Consider the following 2,500-nt stretch of genomic DNA (forward strand, 5'->3'; position numbering starts at 1 on the left):
AGTTCTTAGACATATTGAAGTATAGATCAGATTGTTTGTGCGAGCGAGAGCTTGTTCAATTTCTTGATGCAATTTTGCATTTGAAAATGACGAGAGCGTAGGGTCGGCTCACAGAGTATATAGAGTATTATTTACAATGGAGAGTTTGATCCTGGCTCAGGACGAACGCTGGCGGCGGGCTTAACACATGCAAGTCGAAGGAGAAGGGTGGTGCTTGCACTACCTGGAGACTGGCGGACGGGTGAGTAACGCGTAGATAACCTGCCTATACCTGGGGGATAACGTCTCGAAAGGGGCGCTAATACCGCATAATGCAGCGGGGCCGCATGGCCACAGTTGTTAAAGGTTTCGGCCGGGTATAGAGGGGTCTGCGTGCTATTAGTTAGTTGGTGAGGTAACGGCTCACCAAGGCGATGATAGCTAGGGGGTCTGAGAGGATGATCCCCCACACTGGGACTGAGACACGGCCCAGACTCCTACGGGAGGCAGCAGTGAGGAATCTTGCGCAATGGAGGAAACTCTGACGCAGCCACGCCGCGTGCCGGAAGACGGCCCTATGGGTTGTAAACGGCTTTTGAATGGGAAGAACGCCCGGGTTTCGATCTGGGGTGACGGTACCATTTGAATAAGCACCGGCTAACTCCGTGCCAGCAGCCGCGGTAATACGGAGGGTGCAAGCGTTGTCCGGAATCATTGGGTGTAAAGGGTGCGTAGGCGGGAGCCTAAGTCTGTGGTGAAATCTTGCCGCTTAACGGTAAAATGGCCATGGATACTGGGTTTCTTGAGTACAGAAGAGGCAGGTGGAATTCGTAGTGTAGCGGTGAAATGCATAGATATTACGAAGAACACCAGTGGCGAAGGCGGCCTGCTGGGCTGTAACTGACGCTGAGGCACGAAAGCGTGGGGAGCGAACAGGATTAGATACCCTGGTAGTCCACGCTGTAAACGATGTATGCTAGTTGTTGGCTCTTTGGGGCCAGTGACGCAGTTAACGCAGTAAGCATACCACCTGGGGAGTACGTCGGCAACGATGAAACTCAAAGGAATTGACGGGGGCCCGCACAAGCGGTGGAGCATGTGGCTTAATTCGATGCAACGCGAGGAACCTTACCTGGGCTAAATCCACTCTGCTACCTCCCGAAAAGGAGGGTCCCTTCGGGGCAGAATGGAAGGTGCTGCATGGCTGTCGTCAGCTCGTGCCGTGAGGTGTTGGGTTAAGTCCCGCAACGAGCGCAACCCCTGTGGTTAGTTACCAGCACGTAAAGGTGGGGACTCTAGCCAGACTGCCTACGCAAGTAGTGAGGAAGGTGGGGACGACGTCAAGTCATCATGGCCCTTACGTCCAGGGCTGCACACGTGCTACAATGGATGATACAATGGGTAGCCACTGCGCGAGCAGGAGCAAATCCACAAAGTCATTCTCAGTTCGGATTGGAGTCTGCAACTCGACTCCATGAAGGTGGAATCGCTAGTAATCGCGTATCAGCAATGACGCGGTGAATACGTTCCCGGGCCTTGTACACACCGCCCGTCAAGCGATGGAAGTTAGGAGTACCTGACCTCGCCCCGGTAAGGGGTGCGTAGGGTAAGCCTAGTAACTGGCGCTAAGTCGTAACAAGGTAGCCGTACCGGAAGGTGCGGCTGGATCACCTCCTTTCAAGGAGAGCGACCCAGCAATGCTGGGTGTTATGGCGCTACGCTGCTTGCTCGTGGCAAACAATCTGATCTGTACTTTTTTAGTTGACTGTGTACCCGGCGGGTACCGCACTCGCCGCAGCCGGCGAGCACGCCTGCAGCCGCGGCCGCCCGCATAAAAGGGGGCTTGTAGCTCAGGTGGTTAGAGCGCACGCCTGATAAGCGTGAGGTCGGAGGTTCAAGTCCTCCCAAGCCCACAAGTGTTACCGAGGGGCTATAGCTCAGCTGGCTAGAGCACCTGCTTTGCAAGCAGGGGGTCCGGGGTTCGAATCCCCGTAGCTCCACAGTATTTAACGGTATTTTTTTTGAAATTTTGAGGTGCAAGATGGATTGAGAGGATTGCGTATATCCCGCCTCTTGCATAAAAGAATGTACGGCAGCGCTGCTGCCAGACAGGTTGCCCGCCCGGCGGGCAGTTCTTTGACATGATGAGCAATATAGCAATAGTAATAGGTCTGAAGCTGCATAGCAATATGCAGCGGAAGAATACAAGTAGGGCATTTGTCTGCCAGTCAGGCAAGTGCACTACGCCAAGGTAGCCGGGGAGGTTCGTCCCACCCCGGCCCACAATAAACCAATAACATGAATTACGAATGGTTTGCGGGCGCGGAAGCGCTGTGCAAGCCATATAGTAGAAGCAAGTTAAGGGCACACGGTGGATGCCTAGGCATACAGAGGCGATGAAGGACGTGTAAAGCTGCGATAAGCTGCGGGGAGCTGCATACGAGCAATGATCCGCGGATGTCCGAATGGGGCAACCCATCCGCCAATTGGCGGATACTCCTTTCGAGGAGGGCGTACGGGG

At 54.4% G+C, this 2,500-nt stretch carries 2 tRNA genes and 2 rRNA genes (1 of these 4 cut by a window edge); all 4 read left to right on the top strand.

Annotation, left to right across the window (positions count from 1 at the left end):
* The first annotated feature begins 133 nt into the window (after positions 1-133).
* A 16S ribosomal RNA gene (locus B151_RS0114545) occupies positions 134-1,657 on the top strand.
* A gap of 161 nt (positions 1,658-1,818) precedes the next feature.
* Positions 1,819-1,892: transfer RNA gene (locus B151_RS0114550), tRNA-Ile, on the top strand.
* Between the two features lie 13 nt (positions 1,893-1,905).
* Positions 1,906-1,979 (top strand) — tRNA-Ala (locus B151_RS0114555).
* A 347-nt stretch (positions 1,980-2,326) separates the two neighbouring features.
* Positions 2,327-2,500, top strand: a 23S ribosomal RNA gene (locus tag B151_RS0114560) (it continues 2,731 nt past the right edge of the window).
* The 16S and 23S rRNA genes sit together here with 2 tRNA genes alongside, the layout of an rRNA operon.

The sequence above is a fragment of the Gracilimonas tropica DSM 19535 genome, from assembly GCF_000375425.1.
GTDB classification, from domain to species: Bacteria; Bacteroidota; Rhodothermia; order Balneolales; family Balneolaceae; genus Gracilimonas; species Gracilimonas tropica.